Raw genomic sequence first — 22,029 nt, forward strand, 5'->3', positions numbered from 1 at the left:
CGTCGAGTAGCCTCGACGCATACCCGCTGGTGCTCGATGGCGGGTTACACCAAAAACAATTGTCCTAAGTCCCTACGATCGACCCTGTCCGGAGCAACCCAACAATATGCCGAGTCCCACCGTCACCTCGCCGCAAGTAGCCGTCAACGACATTGGCTCCGCCGAGGACTTTCTCGCCGCAATAGACCAAACGATCAAGTACTTCAACGATGGTGACATCGTCGAAGGCACCATCGTCAAAGTGGACCGGGACGAGGTGCTCCTCGACATCGGCTACAAGACCGAAGGGGTAATCCCCGCCCGCGAGCTCTCGATCAAACACGACGTCGACCCCAATGAGGTCGTTACCGTGGGCGACGAGGTCGAGGCCCTGGTTCTCACCAAAGAGGACAAAGAGGGCCGGCTCATCCTCTCCAAGAAGCGCGCACAGTACGAGCGCGCCTGGGGCACCATCGAGGCGCTCAAGGAGAAGGACGAGGCCGTCAAGGGCACCGTCATCGAGGTGGTCAAGGGTGGTCTGATCCTCGACATCGGGCTTCGTGGCTTCCTGCCTGCCTCGCTGGTCGAGATGCGCCGGGTTCGTGATCTGCAGCCGTACATCGGCAAGGAGATCGAAGCCAAGATCATCGAGCTGGACAAGAACCGCAACAACGTTGTCTTGTCGCGGCGGGCCTGGCTGGAGCAGACCCAGTCCGAGGTGCGCAGCGAATTCCTCAACCAGCTGCAGAAGGGCACCATCCGCAAGGGTGTGGTTTCCTCCATCGTCAACTTCGGCGCGTTCGTCGATCTCGGCGGTGTTGACGGTCTGGTGCACGTCTCCGAGCTGTCCTGGAAGCACATCGACCACCCGTCCGAGGTGGTTCAGGTGGGCGACGAGGTCACCGTCGAGGTGCTCGACGTCGACATGGACCGCGAGCGGGTTTCGTTGTCGCTGAAGGCGACTCAGGAAGACCCGTGGCGCCACTTCGCCCGCACCCACGCCATCGGCCAGATCGTGCCGGGCAAGGTCACCAAGCTGGTGCCCTTCGGTGCGTTCGTCCGCGTCGAGGAGGGCATCGAGGGTCTGGTGCACATCTCCGAGCTGGCTGAGCGCCACGTCGAGGTGCCCGACCAGGTGGTCGCCGTCGGCGACGACGCGATGGTCAAGGTCATCGACATCGACCTGGAGCGTCGCCGGATCTCGTTGTCGCTCAAGCAGGCCAACGAGGACTACACCGACGAGTTCGACCCGGCCAAGTACGGCATGGCCGACAGCTACGACGACCAGGGTAACTACATCTTCCCCGAGGGCTTCGATCCCGAAACCAACGAATGGATGGAAGGATTCGACACCCAGCGTGCCGAATGGGAAGCCCGCTACGCCGAGGCCGAGCGCCGGCACAAGATGCACACCACGCAGATGGAGAAGTTCGCTGCTGCGGAGGCGGCCGGACATGGCGACAACGGTGGTGGCTCGTCGAGCAGCAGCTCCTCGGAGAAGTCCGCGGGTGGATCGCTGGCTAGCGATGCCCAACTGGCCGCGCTGCGCGAAAAGCTCGCAGGTAACGGGTAGTCGCGTTCACGGATGCTGCGCATCGGGCTTACCGGTGGCATCGGTGCCGGAAAGTCGGCGCTGTCTGCGACATTCGCAGAATGTGGCGGCATCATCGTCGACGGCGATGTGCTGGCTCGCGAAGTAGTTGAGCCGGGTACCGAAGGACTGGCCGCGCTGGTCGATGCCTTCGGCCATGACATCCTGCTGCCCGATGGGGCACTGGATCGGCCGGGGCTGGCTGCCAAGGCGTTTCGGGATGAGGCGTCACGCTCGAAGCTCAACGGCATCGTGCACCCGCTGGTGGCCCGCCGTCGCGCCGAGATCATCGCGGCAGTATCCGATGACGCGGTTGTCGTAGAGGACATTCCGCTGCTGGTGGAATCGGGGATGGCTCCGCTGTTCCCGCTCGTGGTTGTCGTGCATGCCGACATGGAGGTACGGCTACGACGACTGGTCCACCAGCGCGGCATGTCCGAAGACGATGCCCGCGCCAGGATTGCCGCACAGGCTAGCGATGAGCAGCGTCGTGCCATCGCCGATGTCTGGCTAGACAATTCCGGCAGCCTCGATGCGTTGGTCGAGCGTGCGCGTGACGTGTGGAACAACAGGATCCTGCCTTTCGCCCACAACCTGAGCGTGGGTCAGATTGCGCGGTTTCCTGCCCGTGTGGTGCCGGCAGACCCAAGTTGGCCAGAGCAGGCGCAGCGCATCGTTGCGCGCCTCAAGACCACATGCGGTCACAAGGCGTCGCGGGTCGACCACATCGGCTCGACCGCTGTCGCGGGATTCGATGCCAAAGACGTCATCGACATCCAGGTCACCGTCGAATCACTTGCGGTAGCAGACGAACTGGCCGAGGGGCTGCGCTCGGCCGGTTATCCGCGCCTCGAGCACATCACCCAGGACAACCCCAAAGAAGACCCGCGCAGCCTCATCGACCACTACGACCACGGTCGTGACCCTGCGTTGTGGCATAAGCGTTTTCATGCCTCCGCGGACCCAGGCCGACCGACGAATGTGCACATTCGGGTGGATGGCTGGCCCAATCAGCAGTTCGCCCTGCTGTTCGTGGACTGGCTGCGGGCCAATCCCGGGGCCCGCGCCGATTATCTGGCCATCAAGCGCGACGCAGAAAAGCAGGCGGCGCTCGCTGGCGGCGGCGGCGTGGAGCATTACGTCACCACAAAGGAGCCCTGGTTTCTCGACGCCTACCGGCGGGCATGGGAGTGGGCCGACTCGACCGGATGGCGGCCGTAGCCGGTCCGGTGGTGCGCCGCGCGGTTTCGCAGTTTGGGATGCGCTGTTGCGATTCCATGCCACCGGTTGGCGGCCCATCCCCATGTGGTGCCGATCGGTCGGTGGGCGCGAGTAACGTCACGGCGATTCGGGTTCGTTTCCCATCGCTTGGCTGGGTGCAACGGCATGATCGTCGCTGCGTTTGACCAGTAGCCAGGCCTCTTCGCTGCCCTCCCGAATCCGGGTGAGGGCGTAGCCGCCCCTCAACTTCTGGCCGTGCAAGTGAAACGACAGATGACCTCGATCGAGCCCTTTGGTCATTTCATGTTGGGTTCTGTTGGCGTAGGTGCCCTGGTCCCAGACGACGACAACGCCGGCACCGCATGCGGCGTCGGGAATCACTCCCTTGGATGAGGCCCATTTGACGGGGTGATTCTCGGTGCGACGGGCCATCCGCTTGTACTCGGGGTTGGTCGACGGACCGCTGGGGATCGCCCAGGATACGAGGACACCGCCGATCTCGAGGCGGAAGTCATAGTGACCGCTGCCTGCCGCGTGATGCTGGACGACAAAACGCGGCCCTTCGTCGGGTTTGCGCTTCTTCCAGCGGCGCCGTCCCCGGTGTCGGACGCCTTGGTCGGATTGCCAGTTGTGGCGGTTGTCGCGGAGGGGCATACGACAGGATTACCCACTAGCCAATTCTGGAAACGACCCAGAAAGGGCGTCGGGTGATGCGCTCACGTGGGCCGCCATGTGAGCGCCATGCCCTTGGACGCCAGCCACCGCACCAGGTCGTAATCGTGGTGGGCCAGCCCATCGACCGCGGACACCGCCCTGTGCACCGCTTGCTCGGCCGCCTCGGGGGTCAGCAGGCCGTGGTGAAAGGCGCCCAGCAACTCGTCGACGTCAGCCAGTTTCGCGCCCTGACCAGTGCGAACTTCGATGTCGATGTAGTGGTCCTCGGAGTGCCATTTCGCGGGACCCGCGGTGTATTCGCCCACGTCGAGGTAATAGTCGAAATCGCGCTCATGCCCCGGATTGAAGTGGAAGACCGTGGCGCGCAACCCCAACGACGGCAACAGCCACGACTCGAGGTAGTGGAATTGGGCGCGGCCCGGAGTGGGCCGGGCCAGGTAGAGCCCCCACGGGTGCATCGCATACTCATCGACCGCCCGCACGATGCCTTTGGGATCGGTATTGGTGCGGGCGGCCACGTCGAAGGATTCGTGCTTGGGCGGATGAATGATGACACCCTACCGACCGCTCAGACCCGTGGTTGTCTCCCTCCGACATCAGGGTGCCGGCGGGCATTGCGGGTACGCTCGCCGGGCTTCTTGTCGGTGTCTGCCTTTACCCTGGTGGCATGGCTTTTGCCACTGAGCATCCTGCCGACCACGTGCCGGTCGCGCATTCGGAATACCGTGCCGTCGATGACGTGGTGCGTACCGGCGCCAGTTTCGAGGTAATCAGCCCGCACGATCCAGCCGGCGATCAGCCGGCCGCGATCAACGAACTGGAACGCAGAATCCGAGCCGGCGAGCGTGACGTGGTGCTGCTCGGCGCCACCGGAACCGGCAAGTCGGCTACCACGGCGTGGCTGATCGAACGATTGCAGCGGCCCACCCTGGTGATGGCGCCGAACAAGACCCTGGCTGCGCAGCTGGCCAATGAGCTGCGAGAGATGCTGCCGCACAACGCTGTCGAGTACTTCGTGTCGTACTACGACTACTACCAGCCCGAGGCGTATATCGCCCAGACCGACACCTACATCGAAAAGGACAGCTCCATCAACGATGACGTGGAGCGGCTGCGGCACTCCGCGACCTCCGCGCTGCTGTCGCGGCGTGACGTGGTGGTGGTGGCCTCGGTGTCCTGTATCTATGGTCTGGGCACCCCCCAGTCCTACCTGGATCGTTCGGTCGAACTGCAGGTCGGCACCGACGTCCCACGCGACGGCCTGCTGCGGCTGCTGGTGGACGTGCAGTACACCCGCAACGACCTGTCTTTCACTCGCGGTTCCTTCCGGGTGCGCGGTGACACCGTGGAAATCATCCCGTCCTATGAGGAGCTGGCGGTCCGCATCGAGTTCTTCGGCGACGAAATCGAGGCGCTCTATTACCTTCACCCGCTGACCGGCGACGTGGTCCGGCAGGTCGATTCGCTACGCATCTTCCCGGCCACCCACTATGTGGCCGGGCCGGAGCGGATGGCACAGGCGATCTCCACGATCGAGGAGGAGCTTGCCGAGCGCCTCGCCGAACTCGAGGGCCACGGCAAGCTGCTGGAGGCGCAGCGGCTGCGGATGCGCACCAACTACGACATCGAGATGATGCGGCAGGTCGGGTTCTGCTCGGGCATCGAGAACTACTCGCGCCACATCGACGGACGGCCCGCCGGCTCAGCTCCTGCAACGCTGTTGGACTACTTCCCGGAGGATTTCCTGCTGGTCATCGACGAGTCACACGTCACCGTTCCGCAGATCGGCGGCATGTATGAGGGCGACATTTCGCGCAAGCGCAACTTGGTGGAGTTCGGATTCCGGTTGCCCTCGGCGGTGGACAATCGTCCGTTGCAGTGGGAGGAGTTCGCCGATCGGATTGGGCAGACGGTGTACCTGTCGGCCACGCCGGGGCCCTACGAACTGAGCCAGTCCGGCGGTGAATTTGTCGAGCAGGTGATTCGTCCGACCGGCTTGGTGGATCCCAAGGTGGTGGTCAAACCGACCAAGGGACAGATTGACGATCTCATCGGCGAGATCCGGCAGCGGGCCGAGGCCGACCAGCGGGTGCTGGTGACGACGCTGACCAAGAAGATGGCCGAAGACCTCACCGATTACCTGCTCGAGATGGGTATCCGGGTTCGCTACCTGCACTCCGAGGTCGACACGTTGCGCCGGGTCGAGCTGCTGCGCCAGCTGCGACTTGGTGAGTATGACGTGCTGGTCGGCATCAACCTGCTTCGTGAGGGCCTGGACCTGCCGGAAGTGTCGCTGGTGGCCATCTTGGACGCCGACAAGGAGGGCTTCCTGAGGTCGGCGCGCAGCCTGATCCAGACGATCGGCCGCGCCGCCCGCAACGTATCCGGTGAAGTGCACATGTACGCCGACAAGATCACCGACTCGATGAAGGAAGCGATCGACGAAACCGAGCGGCGGCGGGCAAAACAGGTCGCCTACAACGAGGCCAACGGGATCGACCCCCAGCCACTGCGCAAGAAGATCGCCGACATCCTCGACCAGGTCTACCGGGAGGCGGACGACACCGAAGCCGCGGAGTCAGTTCCGATCGGTGGGTCGGGTCGCAACTCATCCCGGGGCCGGCGGGCCCAGGGTGAACCCGGCCGGGCCGTCAGCGCCGGGGTATTCGAGGGTCGCGATACCTCGGCTATGCCCCGCGCCGAGCTGGCCGACCTGATCAAAGACCTGACCTCGCAGATGATGGTCGCGGCGCGCGACCTCCAATTCGAGTTGGCCGCCCGGTTCCGCGACGAGATCGCCGATCTCAAGAAGGAGTTGCGCGGTATGGATGCCGCCGGGTTGAAATAGCGCAGGCGGCGATTCCTCACCTCCTACGGTGTAGAGGTGACCGAGACCGCGAGGGAGACCGGTAGCTGGCGAGAGCTACGGAGCGGGCATCTGGGGACAGCCACCCTGCTGGCCGGCGGTGTCGCGATGTACGCGACCAACGAGTTTCTCACCGTCAGCCTGCTGCCAAGCACCATCGCCGAAATCGGGGGCAGCCGGCTTTATGCTTGGGTGACGACCCTGTATCTGGTTGGCTCGGTCGTCTCGGCCACCACGGTCAACGCGATGCTGCTGAAGGTCGGCGCTCGCATGTCGTATCTGATGGGGCTGACCGTGTTCGGCTTCGCCAGCCTGGTCTGTGCGGCCGCGCAAAACATGGAAATGCTGGTCGCCGGGCGGACCCTGCAGGGGGTGGCCGGTGGATTGCTGGCAGGGCTGGGTTATGCGCTCATCAATGCGGCTTTGCCGCACAACCTATGGACCCGCGGGTCGGCGCTGGTCTCGGCGATGTGGGGCGTCGCGACCTTGATCGGGCCCGCCACGGGCGGATTGTTCGCGCAGTTCGGATTGTGGCGGTGGGCGTTTGGCGTGATGGCGACGATGGCCGGGTTGATGACGTTCTTGGTCCTGGTCGTGCTGTCCAACGGGGTGGGAGTGGGCGGCGAGAAACCGGTGGCCCCGGCGCACAAGGTGCCGGTGTGGTCGTTGTTGCTGATGGGCGCGGCCGCGCTGGCCGTCAGCGTCGCCGAAATCCCGCAGTATCTGGTGGCGACCGCCGGGCTGCTTGTCGCCGGCGCCTTGCTAGTCGGCATCTTCGTGATTGTCGACTGGCGCATGCATGTCGCGGTCCTGCCGCACAGCGTGTTTGGTAGCGGACCATTGAAATGGATCTATCTGACCATGTCGGTGCAGATGGTTGCCGCGATGGTCACGACGTATGTGCCGCTGTTTGGTCAGGGGTTAGGGCACCTGACGCCGGTGGCTGCCGGATTCCTCGGTGCGGCTTTGGCATTCGGTTGGACGGCCGGCGAGATCGTCAGCGCTTCACTGACCAACCCCAGACTCATTGGCTACATCATCGCGGCAGCGCCGCTGGTAATGGCGTCGGGTCTGGCGCTGGGTGCCGTCACGCAGCGCGCGGATGCGTCGCTGCCGACCGTGGCGCTTTGGGCGCTTGCGCTGCTGATCACCGGGGCCGGTATCGGTATCGCGTGGCCGCATCTCACGGTGCGCGCAATGGATTGCGTCGACGACCCGGCCGAGAGCAGCTCGGCGGCCGCGGCGATCAACATTGTGCAGTTGGTCTCGGCGGCGTTTGGCGCCGGACTGGCCGGGGTGGTGGTCAATACCGCGACCGGTGGAGAGGTGGCCGCTGCCCGGTGGCTCTATACCGTCTTCACTGTGCTGGCCGCGGTCGGCTTCATCGCGTCCTACCAGGCGACCCACCACGATCGTCGCTCACCGGGTTGACTTGATGACCTGCGAGTAGTGGAACTGCCATCGCTCGACGATGTGGAATCCCAGGTAGTGGGGGAATAGGTAGACGGGGGTTTTGCCGAACGCCGTCCCCGGCGACAACGCCGGCCCGACTTCATGGTCAGGAAGTGCGTTGTCGCGATTGGAGATCGTCCACAACGTCGCGCACTTGTTGATCTTCTCCGTGGTCAGCCACACGGCAACATGGCCGTCCCACAAGGTGCCGACCTTGGGCCCGTAGGCGCCGCGCTCCACGTCGATCAGCGACCGGAACGCGGCCGGCCGGGTGGCCAGTAGCGCGCGGACCGGTCCCGGCTTCCAGGGCACGGTGTTGTCCACCAGCAGACAGTCTCCCGGTGCGGCATGGGCGCTGATGACATCGGCCACTTGGCTGTAGTCCCAACCCTCCTTGGCGTACGGGCCGCGTTGGGTGAAGAAATAGTTCGGGAACGCCGCGACGGCCAGCAGCACCACGACACCGGTGATGAGCCAGGGTTTGCGGGCGAGCGTGACGATGCAGACCGCCAGGATGACGGCGGTCGCCGGGGCGGTGAGGATCAGGTAGCGGGGGTAGTAGATCGGTTCAACGATCGCCGAGTACAGCAGAACGATGCCAGTGGGTATGACGACCCAAGCGATGCTGGCCAGCAGTAGCGGGCGCGTCCCCTCGCCCGGCCTCGCTATGCCGGTCAGCCGCACGGCGATGGCGGCGACGACAAGCACGCCGGCCAGGATGGCGAACGCAACACTGTGGTCGAAGTATTGGCGATGCACCACGTCCAGGAACAGATTGCGGTTCAGCCCCGAGATCCATCCGACCTGCCAAACCTGCCCGTGCGCGAACAGCACGAACGGCGTCATTGCCCCAATCGCGACCACCGAGGTGACGGCCCACCAGATGCCGGGAGATTTTCGAGATTTCTTGGGGGCCAGCAGCGGTAGCAGCGCGCCATAGACGGGCACCAACAACCCCAGGTTGATGTTGATCAGGATCGACACCATCAACACCAGCGCGTAGAGCAGCCATAGCCATGGCCGGTTACGCCGCACCGCGGCGACCAGCAGCACGGTCAGCCAGACCGCGGCCGCCACCGACAAGGCCGACGAGCGGGCCTCGATTCCCGCCCACGTCACCCGCGGCAGGATGGCAAAGACGGCACCCGCGCACAACGCGGTGGAGCGTCCGGAGAACTGCTTGGTGAACACGACTACACCCGCGGCGGCACCGCCGATGGCCAAGCTGCTGGGCACCCGCGACCAGAATTCCGTCGGCGGAAAGATCGCATACCAGCCGTGCATCAGCAGGTAGTAGAAGCCATGCACGGCATCGATGTGGCCCAGCAGTTTCCACAGCTCCGGCAACGTCCGGTTCGCGGCGGCCGAAATCGTTGCGCCCTCGTCGAACCACAGAGAGGGCCTACCGGCCCAGGCGACGCTGATCAGCGTTGCCAGCAAAGCCATCAACCACGGGTCGAGCAGCTGGCCACGTGGGCGTACGCGCTCGGCCTTGTCGGTAGCCGTCGCGCCCTGCTCGAGCGTCGGTGTGGACATGATGCTTGTCACTGTAAGGGCCCTGCGATGATCCTGGTCACGCGTGATCTTTCGGGGGTTGGGCGGCCGTTGACCGCGAGGTTTGGGGGGCCCGCCCGGCTGGGCGACCCATAATCGCGAAAATTGTTGTGCTGCTTGAAATTCCAAAGCCGGCGTTGAGGTTTGGGGGCGTTGTCATTGGCAATAGTGTCCGATGAACCCCGCTGGCCAGGCAAATAGATGCTTGCGCCACGCCGTTCCGTTGTGGTTAATCTGAGCCACCTACATCAGGCAAAGAGATACTGTCTGGGGTTGGCGTAGCAACCGACACTGGGAGGTTTAATGGGCGCCTATGGGACCGTGGTGGTAGGAACCGACGGTTCGGACTCGTCGTTGCGTGCGGTGGACCGCGCCGCGCAGATCGCCGGTGCCGATGCCAAGTTGATCATCGCGTCGGCGTACCTGCCTCAGCACGAAGACGCGCGGGCGGCTGACGTGCTCAGGGAAGAAAGCTACAAGGTCACGGGAACCGCCCCGATCTACGAGATCCTGCACGATGCCAAGGAGCGGGCGCACAACGCCGGTGCCAAGAACGTCGAGGAGCGCCCGGTGGTCGGCGCTCCCGTCGATGCGCTGGTGAACCTGGCCGAGGAAGTGAAGGCCGACCTGCTGGTTGTCGGCAATGTCGGGCTCAGCACGATCGCGGGCCGGTTGCTGGGATCGGTGCCGGCCAACGTCTCGCGGCGGGCCAAGGTCGACGTGCTGATCGTGCACACCACCTAGCGGTCAAACTTTGCTGCCGGGTTTCCGGCTTCGCTTACGTCATTCGTTGACGTGATGGACGTCCGGTCCATCTGGTAACGGTTCGTCGTAGCTGGGCTTGCCGCTGTCGAGGTGATGACGGCCGCTCGCGCCGTTGTTTCATGCCTGCGGCCATCGAAGATTGTGCGCAGCGGCGGCGGATCATATCAGAAAGACTGTCGCGGCCTGGGAAATTCTGTGTTTAGTATCTGTGATTTCCCTGTGTGTAGGCGTAGATTTGAGCCGGCGGCGAATGGTCTGACTGATCCGAGGGCCGACCGAGACCGACTCCCGTGACCTTGCCAAGCCTGTCGTGGCCGAAATGTCGGGTCGCACGAAGGGAATCGACGATGTCGGAACAAGAAGAAAACATCGAGCGGATCAGGCAGGGATACGCGGCGTTTGCTGCCGGTGACATCGAGAAGGTGATGAGCCTGTTCGATGACAACATCGAGTGGGTCCAGCCCGGTGAGAGTGAAATCAGCGGCACCTACCACGGCAAAGGTGAATTCGGCCAGTTCCTGGCTCGGCTGGCGGAGAAGTCGACGACGGCCACACCCCACAAGTTCCTTGCCGACGGTGACATGGTTGTCGCGCTCACCGATGTCAGTGTTGGCCAGGAGAGAGGTCAGGACGCTGACGTCTACACGCTTCGCGACGGCAAAGTGGTGCGGGTGCAGGTGCACACCGATACCGCGTTGATGGAGCGCGTCTACGGGCGCAAGCAGGTCGCGGCAAGCTAGCAGCGTGGACCGCGATCGTCCGTCTTAGTTCCTACTGTTGAATCATCAGAAAGGCTCGGCCCGTCATCCCGGTTCGGGGGACGGGCCGACTGCTGCTTGGAGTCCGACCGCGATCGGGGCTACCAACCCCGCTCGCGCCATTCGTCGAGATGAGGACGTTCGACGCCCAGCACGGTGTCATCACCATGGCCGGGGTACACGACCGTGGAATCCGGGTAGACGTCGAACACGCGGCTGCTGACGTCCTCCACTAGTTGGGTGAAGTCACCCGGCTGCCAGGTCTTGCCGACCCCACCCGGGAATAGACAGTCACCCGTGAACAGTTGGGTGACCCCGCCCGTGGCAGCCCCGTCCAGGGCCAGCGCGATGGATCCGGGGGTGTGTCCGCGCAGGTGGATCACGTCGAAGCTGAGCTCGCCGATTTGTACTCGGTCCCCGTTGGCCAACAATCTGTCCGGTTTGACTGGTAGGGGTTCGGCGTCGATCTCGTGTGCGGCCGTTGGGGCGCCGGTGGCTTCGGCCACCGCCTGCAGCGCCTGCCAATGGTCAAAGTGTTGATGGCTGGTGACGATCAGCGCGATCTTGGGGGCGTACCGCCGGATCAGGTCGATCAGCACCTCGGCGTCATTGGCGGCATCGATCAGCAGCGTCTGCCCGGTCGCCGAACAGGTCACCAGGTAGGCGTTGTTGTCCATGGGGCCGACCGACGCCTTGAGGATGGTGGCACCAGGCAAAGTGCGCCGAGCCACGGTCCCGGGGTCGACGTGTCCGGTGTAGTTGTCATCGACGACGGTCATAGGCGCCAGGTTACTGCGGCGCCCGAGCCGGCCTGACCAAACCCCAACCGTCCCGCCTTGTTCAGCCCTTGTCATAGGGGCCACCTAGCATGGAATGCGGCCCATGCCGTGCCGCGTTCGTATTGGCTGATATGGGGTCACAAGTCGGAAGCCCGACGGGCATTCCGGCAAACGAACTTCTGTGAAAGGGACAGCGTGGCTGACCGCCTGATCGTCAAGGGTGCGCGCGAGCATAACCTCCGCGGTGTCGACCTCGACTTGCCCCGTGATGCGCTGATCGTGTTCACCGGTTTATCCGGATCGGGCAAGTCCTCGCTGGCCTTCGACACGATCTTCGCTGAAGGCCAGCGCCGCTATGTGGAATCACTGTCGGCCTATGCCCGCCAGTTCCTGGGACAGATGGACAAGCCGGACGTCGATTTCATCGAGGGACTTTCCCCGGCGGTGTCCATTGACCAAAAGTCGACCAACCGCAACCCGCGTTCGACCGTTGGCACCATCACCGAGGTGTACGACTACCTGCGCCTGTTGTACGCACGGGCGGGCACTCCGCACTGTCCGACCTGCGGTGAACGGATCGCGCGTCAGACCCCGCAGCAAATCGTCGATCAGGTACTGGCCATGGCGGAGGGCACGCGATTCCTGGTGCTGGCCCCGGTGGTCCGCACCCGCAAGGGTGAGTTTGCGGACCTGTTCGACAAGCTCAACGCCCAGGGCTATAGCCGGGTACGGGTCGACGGGGTGGTTCACCCGTTGACGGATCCGCCGAAGCTGAAGAAGCAGGAAAAGCACGACATCGAAGTGGTGGTGGACCGGCTCACCGTCAAAGCGGCCGCCAAGCAGCGGCTGACCGACTCGGTGGAGACGGCGTTGAATCTGGCCGATGGCATTGTCGTGCTGGAATTCCCCGACGATCACGATGAGCACGATCATCCTCGCGAACAGCGATTCTCCGAGAAACTGGCCTGTCCCAACGGGCATCCGCTGGCCGTCGACGACCTGGAACCACGGTCGTTTTCGTTCAACTCGCCTTACGGCGCCTGCCCCGAATGCAGCGGTCTGGGGATTCGCAAGGAGGTCGATCCCGACCTGGTGGTGCCCGACCCGGATCGCACACTGGCCGAGGGCGCGGTAGCGCCGTGGTCGACCGGCCACACCGCCGAATACTTCACGCGCATGCTCGCCGGGCTGGGGGACGCACTCGGCTTCGATGTCGACACCCCCTGGCGCAAGCTGCCCGCCAAGGCTCGCAAGGCAATTCTGGAAGGTGCCGACGAGCAGGTACACGTGCGCTATCGCAACCGGTACGGACGCACCCGGTCCTACTACGCCGACTTCGAAGGCGTTCTGGCATTTCTGCAACGCAAGATGGCGCAGACCGAGTCCGAGCAGATGAAGGAACGCTACGAGGGCTTCATGCGCGACGTGCCCTGCCCGGTGTGTGACGGGGCCCGGCTCAAGCCGGAAATCCTGTCGGTCACGTTGGCCGCGGGGGAGCAGGATGCAAAGTCGATCGCCGAGGTCTGTGAGCTGTCCATCTCAGACTGCGCAGATTTTCTGAACGCGCTCACCCTGGGTGCGCGCGAGCAGGCGATCGCCGGTCAGGTGCTCAAGGAGATCCAGTCGCGACTCGGCTTCCTGCTCGATGTCGGGCTGGAGTACCTGTCTTTGTCGCGTGCGGCGGCCACGCTGTCCGGAGGCGAGGCACAGCGCATCCGGCTGGCCACGCAGATCGGGTCTGGTCTGGTCGGCGTCCTGTATGTGCTTGACGAGCCGTCGATCGGGCTACACCAGCGCGACAACCGTCGGCTGATTGAAACTCTCACCCGCCTGCGGGATTTGGGCAATACGCTGATCGTGGTCGAGCACGACGAGGACACCATCGAGCATGCCGACTGGGTCGTCGACATCGGGCCGGGGGCCGGCGAGCACGGCGGCAGCATCGTGCACAGCGGGCCGTATCAGGAGTTGCTCCGTAACCAGAGTTCCATCACTGGTGCCTTCCTGTCCGGGCGGGAAGGGATAGAAATTCCGACCAGCCGTCGGTCCGTCGACTCCCGCCGACAACTCACCGTGGTTGGTGCCCGCGAGCACAACCTGCGCGGTATCGATGTGGCGTTTCCGCTCGGGGTGTTGACCTCGGTGACGGGAGTTTCGGGTTCGGGAAAGTCAACACTGGTCAACGACATCCTGGCCGCGGTGTTGGCGAATCGGCTCAACGGCGCCCGCCAGGTCCCGGGCCGGCACACCCGCATCACCGGGCTTGACCACCTGGACAAGCTGGTGCGTGTGGACCAATCGCCGATTGGCCGTACGCCGCGATCCAACCCGGCCACCTATACGGGGGTGTTCGACAAGATCCGCACCTTGTTCGCAGCCACCACCGAGGCCAAGGTCCGCGGCTATCAGCCGGGACGTTTCTCCTTCAACGTCAAGGGCGGCCGGTGTGAGGCCTGCACCGGCGACGGGACCATCAAGATCGAGATGAACTTCCTGCCCGACGTGTACGTGCCGTGCGAGGTCTGCCAGGGCGCGCGCTACAACCGGGAAACCCTCGAAGTGCACTACAAGGGCAAAACCATCTCCGAGGTGCTGGACATGTCGATCGAGGAAGCCGCGGAGTTCTTCGAGCCCATCTCCGGCATTCACCGCTATCTGCGCACCCTGGTCGACGTCGGCCTGGGCTACGTGCGGCTCGGCCAGCCCGCGCCGACACTGTCCGGGGGTGAGGCGCAACGGGTCAAGCTGGCATCCGAGCTGCAAAAGCGCTCGACCGGCCGCACGATCTACATCCTCGACGAGCCCACCACCGGTTTGCATTTCGATGACATCCGAAAGCTGTTGAACGTCATCAGCGGCCTGGTGGACAAGGGCAACACCGTGGTCGTGATCGAACACAACCTCGACGTCATCAAGACCTCGGATTGGATTATCGATATGGGACCGGAGGGGGGTGCCGGCGGCGGCACCGTCGTCGCTCAGGGCGCGCCGGAGGATATCGCCGCGGTGCCGGAAAGCTACACCGGGAAGTTTCTGGCCGAAGTCTTGGCCGCCCGGCGCCCATCGACTAGTGGGCGCCGGCCGAACCGGCGGCGAAAAGTCAGCGCCTGAGTCCGCCGCGTCGGTTGGACACGGCGGACCGACCGGGTGCCGTCACGTCGGTACCTTGGCGGCCATGGTGTCGGCGATCTCGCTGGCTTGGTCGGTGACATTGGGCGCGCACACGTTGACGTCCAGGACGATGTTGGACACCGCGCTGAGCACGTGTTGGCAGACCACGACGCTGTCGGCCAAATCGCGCTGCAGCGAGATCTTGGGTGGGGCGCCGCTGACGTCCCGGAAGGTCCATCGGGATGTCTTGCCATTGTTGACTTGGGTAACGTCTTTCCCGGCGCAGCTGCGCCACTGATCGGCCTGAGCCGCCACAAATCCGACGGCCTGGTCTGCGGATGCGAAGATCACGGCGCCCTGAACCACAACGTATCCGGGTGTGCTGCGCGGCTTTTGCATCAGCTGGGCAAGCATGCTGGTGTACCCGCTGCTCTTGTACGTCCGGGTCTGGTAGCCGATGAGTGCGCCAAGGCATTGCTCGGTTGACAGCGAGTTTTCCGGACCGGGATCGGTCATCTCGGTGGCGTTGTGGTCAATGACGATGCCCGTCGTGCCGACAATGGTGTTGATCTGTTCGGGACTGAGCAGAAACGATTCCAATTGCGTGGGCGCCACGGTCGGGCCGGCTGTCGCAGTGGTGCCCGACGGGGCCCCAGCAGTCGTGCTGACGCCACCGGTGGGGCCTCTAGCGGGCTCCTTGCGGGCCAAGAAGAGCCCGGTGCCGACGACCGCGATGACAACAACCAGGACTGCGACCGCCAGGAGCCACGGTGTGCGGGTGCGTCGCGCCGGTGGGGTCCACGGTGGCGGGGCCCACGGCATCGGACCGCTAGGTGGCGCGGCGAGCTGGTGGGTACCGGCGATCAGGGTCGCCGCGCGTTCTTGGTCCCCAGCGCTCAAAGCGTGCCGGGCGGCACGCGCCAGCTCACCGGCGGTGGGGTAGCGCAAGGCGGGGTCTTTGGCCATGCCCCGGGCGATCACCTCGTCAAAGGCGGTCGGGATGTCGGGGCGGTGCCGGCTGGGGCGGGGGATCGGCTGCATCAGGTGTGCGCCCATCAGCGTGCTCAGGTTCTGGGTCTGGTAAGGCGGTGTGCCAGTGAGGCATTCGTAGAGCACACAGGCCAGTGCGTAGATGTCTGAACGGTAGGTGACTTCGTCGTCGCCGAATCGTTCTGGCGCCATGTAGCTCCAGCTGCCCACCGCGGTTCCGGTCTTGGTGAGGTGTTGGTCGGTGGCTGCCGCCGCGATCCCGAAGTCGACCAGGTAGGCGAAGTCGTTGCCGGTGATCAGGATGTTTTCGGGTTTGATGTCGCGGTGCACGACTCCGCCCCGGTGCGCGGCATCGAGCGCTTCAGCCACCTGGCTGACGATGGCCACGGCGCGTGGTGCGGGTAGCGCGCCGCGCTTGAGCACCGAACCCAGGTCAGTGCCTTCGATGAAGCGCATGTCGATGAACAGTTGGCCGTCGATCTCACCGAAGTCGTGAATGGGCACGATGTGCGGTTCTTGCAGGCGGCCGGCGGTATGGGCCTCCCGCTGCATGCGACGGCGAAATGTGCTGTCTGAGTTGAACTGTTGGGACATGAGTTTGAGCGCCACGGTGCGGTCTTTGACGGTGTCGTGGGCTTCGTAGACTTCGCCCATCCCGCCGCGGCCGAGCAATCGCCGTAGCCGGTAGGGCCCGAATTGGGTGCCTACCCGCGAGGTGGGGACAGTGTCACTCATGCTCGCGCATCGACTCGCGGATCTGTGCCAACCGCTCAGCCGCGGCCCGCTGGCGTTGCTCGTACTGTTCCTCGACGGTGCGTCCTTCGGATGTCTCCGCGTCGAGTTCCGCCGCGCCCAGCGCCGTCGCGTAGCGGGACTCGATCTTTTCGCGGACCGACTCGAAGGTCGGCGTGCCGGCGTCGTCGTACCCCGGGTCGGGGGGTGCAGACGGCGTCTCGGCGGGAGGCTCTGGTTGGTCGGGCATGCCGCCACGTTACTGCGGGCGGCGATCGAACTAGTGCCGTCTGCTCCACGACCAACGCCGGAATCAACGCCATCAGCACCAGCTGTGGCGATGTTGGGCCGCGGGTTGCTTCAGCCGTTCGAGGGGGGGGCAACGAAATCACCGGCCGGCAGGAACCACCTGAGTCGCCGGAGACACCGTGCCTGGCAGCGGAATACGAGGCACTCCCGGGGTCCCCAGCTGACCGGCCAGCCACGGCAGCGCCCGGGCGAACACCTGGTCGGCGAAGGGCCAGTCGTGCCGTCCTGGCTGGGGGACCACCGCGCAGTCGATGCCGTTGGCGCGGCCCAGTGCGCACAAGGAGTTGGCCGCGGCGGTCTGGTTGCTCGGATTGGCGGCGGCTTCGCGTCCGGCCAGCCGCATCACGACGGGGTCGGTGATCGCGACGTCACGCGGGGCTCCCGGCCCCGCCGGTACCGAAATGCTGAACCAGCCCGAAATTCCGGTGTACTGCCCATGTCGGTTGATCACCGTTGTCGGGTCGAACGCGGCCCAGGCGTCAGCATTGCCGCCGAAAAGCCTGGTGATGGTTTCCGCCTTGTTTCCCGCGTTTGGGTAAAAGTCGCCCGCAACATCAACAAAGGCGCTGAACAGGGAAGGGTGCATGACGGTCAGATCTACCGCGCAGGTCCCGCCCATCGACCAGCCCACAATGCCCCAGTTTGATGGTTCGGGGCTGACACCAAACGCCGAGATCATATAGGGCACAACATCTTTAGTTAGATGGTCGGCTGCGTTGCCGCGCCGCCCGTTGACGCATTCGGTGTCGTTGTTGAAGGCGCCCCCGGAATCCACGAACACCAGCACCGGCGCATTGCCGTTGTGGGCGAGCGCAAAATCGTCGATCGTGCGCACGGCGTTACCGGCGCGCGCCCAGTCGGCGGGCGTGTTGAACTGGCCGCCGATCATCATCACGGCCGGCAGCCGCGGCGGCGGATAGCTGGCGAACCAGGCGGGAGGCAGATAGACGAGTTCACCCCGGTGTTTGAAGTGCGACGCGTTGGACGGGATCGCCACCGGAACCATGCTGCCGTGCGCTGGGCGCACTCCCTTGCCGGCCATCGCGACAACCGCGGCCGGGTCCGCCTGATCCGGCAACGGGCCAGAGCTCAGCTGATTCCACGCGGCCTGCACGGTCGGGAAGTAGCCGACCCAGATGTTGAGCCCCAGCGCCGCGCAAAGCGCACAGAGTGGAACTGCGACCAGGGTGGCGGTGCGGCGTCGCCAGCGGGCCCCGCGCCAGCCCACGACCAGCATCGCCGCGGCCACCGCGGTCAACCCGACCCACACCCACAACGCCGCCGGGACGGGCTCATTGGCCAGTGTGCCCAGGTACCAACGGGTTGCCCAGGCCGCTATGGCGCCAAAAATCACGGCCGCGGGTAGTCGCCGCCGAGATCGCCAACCGATGGCAAGCAGCAGCACGATCGCGGTCACGACCTGCACGGTGACCGGCACCCAACCATGCATCAAAGAGGTGTGAGTACTGGCCAACACGCGCGCCAGGGCAGGCGGCGACGTTGTCACGGTCTCATTGTCAAACATCACCGGCCCCCAACCACGGGGAATAGCTGTGAGCTGGCTGGGATTAGTGCGGCTTGGCCAGCGGGAACGGGAGCGTTTCACGGATGCTGCGCCCGGTGATCAGCATGACGACCCGGTCGACGCCCATGCCGAGGCCCCCGGTGGGCGGCATCGCGTATTCCATGGCCTGCAGGAAGTCTTCGTCGAGCTGCATCGCTTCGGGATCCCCGCCGGCGGCGAGCAAAGACTGCTCCTCCAAGCGGAGCCGCTGTTCGACGGGGTCGGTGAGCTCGCTGTAGGCGGTACCAAGCTCGACGCCCCAGGCCACCAGGTCCCAACGTTCGGCGATTCCGGGCTTGCTGCGATGCGGCCGGGTCAGCGGGGACACCGAGGTTGGGAAGTCGAGGTAGAACGTCGGCTGCTCGGTGCGGCTCTCCACCAGGTGTTCGTAGAGCTCCAGCACCACCGCGCCGGCATCCCACTGCGCCCGATAGGGGATGCGTGCGGCGTCGGCCAGCCTGCGCAGGGTGGCCAAGTCGGTATCGGCGTCGATCTGCTCACCGAGGGCCTCTGACACCGCGTCGTGCACGGTCTTGACCGCCCAGACCCCCGAGATGTCCACCGGTTCGAGGCGGCCGCCGCCGGCCGGGCGCATCGCGACAGGAGCACCGTTGGCGGCCTGGGCGGCGTTTTGGATCAGCTCGCGGCAGCTGTCGATCCATACCCGGTAGTCGGCGTGCGCTTGATAGGCCTCCAACAGGGTGAACTCCGGGTTGTGGCTGAAGTCGACGCCCTCATTCCGAAAGGCCCGGCCGAGTTCGAAGACCCGTTCCACCCCGCCGACGCACAGCCGCTTGAGATACAGCTCCGGCGCGATGCGCAAGAACAGGTCCATGGAGTAGGTGTTGATGTGGGTGATGAACGGGCGGGCCGTTGCGCCGCCGTGTACCTGTTGCAGGATGGGTGTCTCGACCTCGATGAACCCCTTGGCGGACAGGGTTTCTCGGACGGAGCGCAGCACCGCGCTGCGGGCCGTGATGAGGGCGCGCGACTCGGCGTTGACAGCGAGGTCTACGTAGCGGGTCCGCACTCGGGCTTCGGGATCGGTCAACCCCTTCCACTTGTTGGGCAAGGGGCGCAGGCACTTACCGATCAGACGCCAGCGGCGCACGATCAGTGATCGCGTTCCGGTCTTGCTCGAACCCATCTGCCCGGTCATCTCGACCAGGTCACCAAGGTCTATGGCCGCGTTGAAATCCGCGGCGCGGCCCTGCTCGAGTCGCGAGTTGTCCAGCAGCACCTGTATCTCGCCGCTCCAGTCGCGCAAGTGCGCGAACAGCACTCCACCATAGTTGCGTACCCGCAAGATCCGCCCGGATACCGACACGCTCGCCTGGTCGTCGGCGTCCATCGCTTGCGCGACTGTATGAGTGGGCGGTTCGCCCACCGGATAGGCGTCAATGCCGCTGATGCGCAATTTCTTCAACTTGTTCAGCCGCACCCGGACTTGCTCGGGCAGCCGACGTTGGGGGTCGTCGCCGTCGGCAATTGCCGATTGCCGCAGCCCGCTGACGTCGGGCGCCGATCCGTCATGGTGCAACAAACCGGTGGCCGCCAGCCGTTCGGGGACCGCGGGATGGTGACCGGTGTGCACCTTGTTGCGCCGGCTGAATGGCAATACCAGGAACCCCTCGGCGATCACGGAGGCGACACCCACCTTGGGGATCACCCGCGCGTCCTCATAGCAGGCGTAGCGGGGCACCCATTGCGGCTGATACTTCTGGTTGGATCGGTACAGCGTCTCGATCTGCCACCACCGGGAAAAGAAGACCAGCAGCCAACGCCACAAGCGGGCCACCGGCCCGGCGCCCAATTGGGCGCCTTGCTCGAAAGCCGACCGGAACATCGCGAAGTTCAGCGAGATGCGGCTGATGCCGAGGCCTTCGGCGCGCAGCGCCAGTTCGCTGACCATCAGCTCGATGGTGCCGTTGGGCGATTGCGGAGAACGTCTCATCAGGTCCAGGGAGACCCCGCTGGTACCCCAAGGCACCAGCGACAACATCGCCACTACCAGGTCGTCGGGGTCAAGCGCCTCGACCAACAAGCAGTCGGTGTCGGCCGGGTCGCCGAGGCGGCCGAGCGCCATCGAGAAGCCGCGCTCGGATTCGGTGTCGCGCCAGCCGTCGGCGCGATCGATCGTCTGTTCCATTTCGGCGTCGGAGATATCCCGGTGACGCCGGATGCGCACCGTCAGACCGGCGCGACGTGCCCTGGTCACGGCTTGGCGCACTCCGCGCATGTCGGGGCCGGACAGCGTGAAATTGGCGGGCACCAAGATCGCCTCGTCGCCGAGTTCAAGCGCGTTCAAACCTGCCTCGCGATATGCCTTGGCCCCTTGTGAACTGGCCCCCATCACACCGGGCGACCAACCATAGGTCTGGCACAGCCGTAGCCATGCGTCGATCGCTTGCGGCCACGACCGCGGGTCGCCTACCGGATCGCCACTGGCCAGGCAGACACCGATTTCGACCCGATAGGTGATGGCGGCACGGCCGCTGGAGGCGAATATCACCGACTTGTCGCGACGGGTCGCGAAGTAGCCCAGCGAGTCGCTGTTGCCGTACAGCTCGAGCAACCCCCGGATGGCCGACTCGTCCTCACCGGTCAACGCGTTATCGGCACGCTGGGACTGAAACAGCACGATGGTGGCGGCAATTAGGGCGAGAGCGCCGAACAAGCCGAACATGGCGTTGAGGAAGACGTGTGGCCGGCCGGTGAACAGGTCGGGATCGGCCAGGGCGAAGCCGATCACCCGGTTGGCCACGTAGGGCAAACGGTCGTGCGGCGCGAGGGATCCCGGAAACAGCTCGACCAGGCCCCAGGACACCAGGATTCCGATAGCACCACCGGCCACCAGCACCGCGGCCGCCTTGAACAGTGCACCCCTGCGGACCTTGGCCCAGAACTGCCGATATCCCAGCACCAGCACGACGATCGCCACCACGTGTACTGCGAACCCGAGGTTTTCGCCGAAGTTCTGGGCCGCGGTGTTGCCGCCCGCGGCGATGTCGGCGGCGTTGAGGAAAGCCGCCAAGACGACGTTGGTCAGCAGCAGTAGCCAGGCGATCCGTTTACGCGCGGCCAGGGCCGCCGCCAGCAGTGCCAGCACAAAAGACCAGGCGAAGCTGGTGTCGGGAAAATTGAACAGATAACTGTTGATGAATTCTCGGGGAACCTTGATGATCCACCGAACCAGCGGCGAAATGCTGGCCAGCAGTGACAGGGTCGCGATGACCCCGACGGCCCAGCCAGCGGCGGCCGGAACCCAGTCATACCGAGAGATGTGCCTACCCTGCACCGAGCGAGGCTTTGTGACGGTCACAGACCGCGAGGATATTCCTTATGAACCGGAAAATCCCGGCGAAGTGGCAGCCGAGTCCTACCGCCCTGGTGCGCGCGGGTCGGCGGCTGGGTGAGCACATTGTCCGGGTAGAGCGTCATGGCTGCTAGACTGACGGTCGCGACCATCCCGGCGAAGGCCAGGGACAGTTAAGTGGAGTCCCACTCCCACCGCTAGCCACGAGAACTTTCTCGGTTTTCAAGGTTGTGCGGTCCGGTCACAGGCATCACGAAATTGCCTGTTCTGCGTGTGACGCAGGCGGCTGCAGTAGTCACTACTGGGCCCGCGATCGGTCGGCATTGGGCCCTGCTAGCGCAGGGCTTTTTTGCTGATGGCTTGGCAT

General features: G+C 64.8%; 15 protein-coding genes. 7 read left to right on the forward strand and 8 right to left on the reverse strand.

The features are described 5' to 3' along the window. The first annotated feature begins 106 nt into the window (after positions 1 to 106). Together rpsA and coaE are read left to right on the forward strand one after the other, a co-directional pair. On the forward strand, positions 107 to 1,552 hold the full coding sequence (gene rpsA / locus CCUG20998_RS11705; protein WP_011739733.1) for a 30S ribosomal protein S1: 1,446 nt from the start codon (positions 107 to 109) through the stop codon (positions 1,550 to 1,552). A gap of 12 nt (positions 1,553 to 1,564) precedes the next feature. Then, complete coding sequence (gene coaE, locus CCUG20998_RS11710) at positions 1,565 to 2,791, forward strand: dephospho-CoA kinase (RefSeq protein WP_020728726.1); 1,227 nt, start codon at positions 1,565 to 1,567, stop codon at positions 2,789 to 2,791. A 117-nt stretch (positions 2,792 to 2,908) separates the two neighbouring features. Here the strand turns inward: coaE and CCUG20998_RS11715 are convergent, their stop codons facing one another. Together CCUG20998_RS11715 and CCUG20998_RS11720 are read right to left on the reverse strand one after the other, a co-directional pair. After that, positions 2,909 to 3,445, reverse strand: coding sequence for a DNA polymerase ligase N-terminal domain-containing protein (locus tag CCUG20998_RS11715; RefSeq protein WP_020728727.1), 537 nt, complete (start codon positions 3,443 to 3,445; stop codon positions 2,909 to 2,911). A 62-nt stretch (positions 3,446 to 3,507) separates the two neighbouring features. After that, complete coding sequence (locus CCUG20998_RS11720; protein WP_161965520.1) at positions 3,508 to 3,948, reverse strand: ribonuclease FAU-1 family protein; 441 nt, start codon at positions 3,946 to 3,948, stop codon at positions 3,508 to 3,510. Positions 3,949 to 4,133: 185 nt separating this feature from the next. Here CCUG20998_RS11720 and uvrB point away from each other — a divergent pair, with 185 nt between their 5' ends. After that, complete coding sequence (gene uvrB, locus CCUG20998_RS11725) at positions 4,134 to 6,314, forward strand: excinuclease ABC subunit UvrB (protein ID WP_012394180.1); 2,181 nt, start codon at positions 4,134 to 4,136, stop codon at positions 6,312 to 6,314. 36 nt (positions 6,315 to 6,350) lie between these two features. Then, complete coding sequence (locus CCUG20998_RS11730) at positions 6,351 to 7,763, forward strand: MFS transporter (protein ID WP_020728729.1); 1,413 nt, start codon at positions 6,351 to 6,353, stop codon at positions 7,761 to 7,763. Here CCUG20998_RS11730 and CCUG20998_RS11735 read toward each other — a convergent pair. Beyond that, on the reverse strand, positions 7,752 to 9,320 hold the full coding sequence (locus CCUG20998_RS11735) for a mannosyltransferase (RefSeq protein WP_020728730.1): 1,569 nt from the start codon (positions 9,318 to 9,320) through the stop codon (positions 7,752 to 7,754). The genes CCUG20998_RS11730 and CCUG20998_RS11735 overlap by 12 nt on opposite strands. Positions 9,321 to 9,641: 321 nt before the next feature. Here CCUG20998_RS11735 and CCUG20998_RS11740 point away from each other — a divergent pair, with 321 nt between their 5' ends. Then, on the forward strand, positions 9,642 to 10,082 hold the full coding sequence (locus tag CCUG20998_RS11740; RefSeq protein ID WP_012394183.1) for a universal stress protein: 441 nt from the start codon (positions 9,642 to 9,644) through the stop codon (positions 10,080 to 10,082). Positions 10,083 to 10,450: 368 nt separating this feature from the next. Beyond that, positions 10,451 to 10,843 (forward strand): nuclear transport factor 2 family protein, encoded by a 393-nt coding sequence (locus CCUG20998_RS11745; RefSeq protein ID WP_012394184.1) that lies wholly within the window; start codon positions 10,451 to 10,453, stop codon positions 10,841 to 10,843. A 119-nt stretch (positions 10,844 to 10,962) separates the two neighbouring features. Here the strand turns inward: CCUG20998_RS11745 and CCUG20998_RS11750 are convergent, their stop codons facing one another. Next, on the reverse strand, positions 10,963 to 11,640 hold the full coding sequence (locus CCUG20998_RS11750; RefSeq protein ID WP_012394185.1) for an MBL fold metallo-hydrolase: 678 nt from the start codon (positions 11,638 to 11,640) through the stop codon (positions 10,963 to 10,965). 195 nt (positions 11,641 to 11,835) lie between these two features. On the opposite strand from CCUG20998_RS11750, the gene uvrA reads away from it, so the two are divergent. After that, on the forward strand, positions 11,836 to 14,751 hold the full coding sequence (gene uvrA / locus CCUG20998_RS11755) for an excinuclease ABC subunit UvrA (protein WP_020728731.1): 2,916 nt from the start codon (positions 11,836 to 11,838) through the stop codon (positions 14,749 to 14,751). Positions 14,752 to 14,793: 42 nt separating this feature from the next. Here the strand turns inward: uvrA and CCUG20998_RS11760 are convergent, their stop codons facing one another. The 4 genes from CCUG20998_RS11760 to lysX form a co-directional block, all read right to left on the reverse strand. After that, entirely contained in the window at positions 14,794 to 16,476 is a 1,683-nt protein-coding gene (locus CCUG20998_RS11760) for a serine/threonine-protein kinase PknH/PknJ (RefSeq protein ID WP_036455616.1), read from the reverse strand. Then, a complete protein-coding gene (locus CCUG20998_RS11765) occupies positions 16,469 to 16,723 on the reverse strand; it encodes a hypothetical protein (RefSeq protein WP_012394188.1) in 255 nt (84 codons plus the stop codon). Before CCUG20998_RS11765 ends, CCUG20998_RS11760 begins: the two co-directional genes overlap by 8 nt. A 138-nt stretch (positions 16,724 to 16,861) precedes the next feature. Next, complete coding sequence (locus tag CCUG20998_RS11770; RefSeq protein WP_036455618.1) at positions 16,862 to 18,307, reverse strand: alpha/beta hydrolase; 1,446 nt, start codon at positions 18,305 to 18,307, stop codon at positions 16,862 to 16,864. A gap of 43 nt (positions 18,308 to 18,350) precedes the next feature. Then, positions 18,351 to 21,668, reverse strand: coding sequence for a bifunctional lysylphosphatidylglycerol synthetase/lysine--tRNA ligase LysX (gene lysX / locus CCUG20998_RS11775; RefSeq protein WP_020728734.1), 3,318 nt, complete (start codon positions 21,666 to 21,668; stop codon positions 18,351 to 18,353). Positions 21,669 to 22,029 lie beyond the last annotated feature (361 nt).

The sequence above is a fragment of the Mycobacterium marinum genome, assembly GCF_003391395.1.
In the GTDB taxonomy this organism is placed as follows: Bacteria; Actinomycetota; Actinomycetes; order Mycobacteriales; family Mycobacteriaceae; genus Mycobacterium; species Mycobacterium marinum.

Bases quoted from the DNA above. Each gene is read 5' to 3' on its own strand.
- rpsA (WP_011739733.1), top strand. From the start codon at position 107: ATGCCGAGTCCCACCGTCACCTCGCCGCAAGTAGCCGTCAACGACATT.
- coaE (WP_020728726.1), top strand. From the start codon at position 1,565: ATGCTGCGCATCGGGCTTACCGGTGGCATCGGTGCCGGAAAGTCGGCG.
- CCUG20998_RS11715 (WP_020728727.1), bottom strand. From the start codon at position 3,445: ATGCCCCTCCGCGACAACCGCCACAACTGGCAATCCGACCAAGGCGTC.
- uvrB (WP_012394180.1), top strand. From the start codon at position 4,134: ATGGCTTTTGCCACTGAGCATCCTGCCGACCACGTGCCGGTCGCGCAT.
- CCUG20998_RS11735 (WP_020728730.1), bottom strand. From the start codon at position 9,320: ATGTCCACACCGACGCTCGAGCAGGGCGCGACGGCTACCGACAAGGCC.
- CCUG20998_RS11740 (WP_012394183.1), top strand. From the start codon at position 9,642: ATGGGCGCCTATGGGACCGTGGTGGTAGGAACCGACGGTTCGGACTCG.
- CCUG20998_RS11745 (WP_012394184.1), top strand. From the start codon at position 10,451: ATGTCGGAACAAGAAGAAAACATCGAGCGGATCAGGCAGGGATACGCG.
- CCUG20998_RS11750 (WP_012394185.1), bottom strand. From the start codon at position 11,640: ATGACCGTCGTCGATGACAACTACACCGGACACGTCGACCCCGGGACC.
- CCUG20998_RS11760 (WP_036455616.1), bottom strand. From the start codon at position 16,476: ATGAGTGACACTGTCCCCACCTCGCGGGTAGGCACCCAATTCGGGCCC.
- CCUG20998_RS11765 (WP_012394188.1), bottom strand. From the start codon at position 16,723: ATGCCCGACCAACCAGAGCCTCCCGCCGAGACGCCGTCTGCACCCCCC.
- CCUG20998_RS11770 (WP_036455618.1), bottom strand. From the start codon at position 18,307: ATGTTTGACAATGAGACCGTGACAACGTCGCCGCCTGCCCTGGCGCGC.